We start from the raw sequence: 1,994 nt of genomic DNA, 5'->3' as shown, positions 1-1,994 counted from the left end.
GTGGCCGCGCTGGCCCAGCGGTTGGTGCAACAGGGGCTCCGGGTCGGGCTGATCACCAACGACCAGGGCAGTGAACTGGTCGACACCGCCATGCTGCGGGCCCGCGGCTTCGCCACCGAAGAGATCGCCGGAGGCTGCTTCTGCTGCCGTTTCAATTCGCTGGTGGACGCCGCCCAGAAACTCGATGCGGCCACCCGTCCCGACGCCTTCGTGGCCGAGCCGGTCGGCAGCTGCACCGACCTGGTGGCCACGGTCACCTACCCGCTGCGCCGCATCTATGGCGACCGTTTCCGGATCGCACCCCTGAGCGTTCTGGTCGATCCGGTCCGGGCCGAGCAGGTCCTGGGCATCGCCCCGGCCCGCAAGTTCTCCGACAAGGTGGTGTACATCTGGAAGAAGCAGGCCGAAGAGGCCGATCTGCTGGTCATCACCAAGAGCGACCTCCTCGACGCGGCCCGGCTGGACCGCCTGAAGGCGGCCTTGACCGAGGCGTTCCCGGGCAAGGACATCCTGGCGGTCTCGGTGCGGACCGGAGCCGGCGTCGATGCCTGGTTCGATCGACTCCAGACCTCGGCACCCCTGCTTCGCCCGGCCATGGCCGTCGATTACGACCTCTATGCCGAGGGCGAGGCGCTGCTCGGCTGGCTGAATGCCACGGTGGTCCTCCAAGGATCGGCCCTGGATGCCAACGCCCTGCTCAAGGCGTTGGCCGAAGACCTGCGCACCCGTCTGGGTGAGGCGGAGATCGCCCACCTGAAGATGACCTTCAGCCCGGACGGTGGCTTGGGCGACATCGCGGCGGTCAGCCTGGTCCGCAGCGACTTCGTCCCGGAACTCAGCCTCACGCTCGACGGGCCCGCCGATGCCGGCCAGCTCATCCTGAACCTGCGGGTCGAGGCCGACCCCGGCACCCTGCGGACCGCCGTCGAGGCCGCCATCGCCGCATTGCCGGCACGCTGGCCGGGGCTGTCGGCGCGCCTCGAGCATGCCGAGCAATTCCGTCCCGGTCGTCCCACGCCCACCCACCGCGACAGCCACGCCGGCACCGTAGCCTCATGAGCCACCCCCCCTCCGCACCGCCGCCCGCCCTGCTGTACTGCCACTGCCAGTACGCCCAGGTCGTCTCGCCCGAGGTGAAGGCGGCCGTGCTGAAACGACTGTGCGAGAGCAACCTGCCCTTCGAGGCGGTGCCCGACCTCTGCGAGTTGTCCGCCCGCCGCGATCCTTCCTTGAAACGGCTGGCCGCGGCCGGTCCGGTGAAGATCGCCGCCTGTTTCCCGCGGGCCGTGAAGTGGCTGTTCGCCGCGGCCAATGCACCATTGCCCCTCGGGGCCACCGAGGTGCTCAACATGCGCACCCAACCGGCCGCCGAGGTGCTCGATTCCCTCTTCTCCACCGAATTGCGACCCAACCTGCCCGAAGGCAAGGTCACCGCTTCCGATGCCCCCGGGGCCGCCACGGCGGCGCCGACCCCGGTCGCTCCCACTCCCACCCAACCCTGATATGGCCCTGTCCGATCGCCCCCTCCGCGTCGTCCTTTACGAAGGTTCCGGAGCCGAGTCCGTCGATGCCGAGTCCCGGCTGGCCGCCGTGAACACCCTGCTGGAACGCGGCTTCGCCGTGACCCGGGCCGGTGCCGAGCGGCCGCTCGCCCCCGCCGACACCACGCCGCTGCTGGTGGTGGGCCGTTGGCAACCCGATGGACCTCCCACCGGTGAGGCCACCGCCAAGGTCCGCTGGGGATCGCTCGACCCGGCCACCGTCGGCGATCAGGCCGAGGCCGCCCGCGCCGAGTTCTCCGCACCCACACCGGGTGCCTGGCGACCGTGGTTCCCGGTCATCGACTACGACCGCTGCACCAACTGCATGCAGTGCCTGAGCTTCTGCCTCTTCGGCGTGTATGGGGTCGATGACGGCAAGCGCATCCAGGTCCAGAACAACGACAACTGCAAGACCAACTGCCCGGCCTGCTCGCGCGTCTGCCCCGAGGCGGC

At 69.9% G+C, this 1,994-nt stretch carries 3 protein-coding genes; all 3 read left to right on the top strand.

Annotated elements, in window-relative coordinates; all coding sequences use genetic code 11:
- The coding region (locus ADBZ5U_RS16050; protein ID WP_526811859.1) for a GTP-binding protein at positions 1-1,059 on the top strand (1,059 nt) is incomplete at its 5' end.
- Entirely contained in the window at positions 1,056-1,502 is a 447-nt protein-coding gene (locus ADBZ5U_RS16045; RefSeq protein WP_526811858.1) for a hypothetical protein, read from the top strand. The genes ADBZ5U_RS16050 and ADBZ5U_RS16045, both read left to right, overlap by 4 nt.
- Positions 1,503-1,590: 88 nt before the next feature.
- Positions 1,591-1,994 (top strand): 4Fe-4S dicluster domain-containing protein (locus ADBZ5U_RS16040; protein ID WP_526811856.1); only part of this gene is annotated, 404 nt, incomplete at its 3' end.

This window comes from Mycobacterium sp., from assembly GCF_040398885.1.
GTDB lineage: Bacteria > Actinomycetota > Actinomycetes > Mycobacteriales > Mycobacteriaceae > Mycobacterium.
The sequence above is the reverse complement of the archived record's forward strand: the minus strand, read 5'-3'. Positions and strand labels throughout refer to the sequence as shown.

Coding starts and splice junctions, on each gene's coding strand:
- ADBZ5U_RS16045 (WP_526811858.1), top strand. CDS start 1,056: ATGAGCCACCCCCCCTCCGCACCGCCGCCCGCCCTGCTGTACTGCCAC.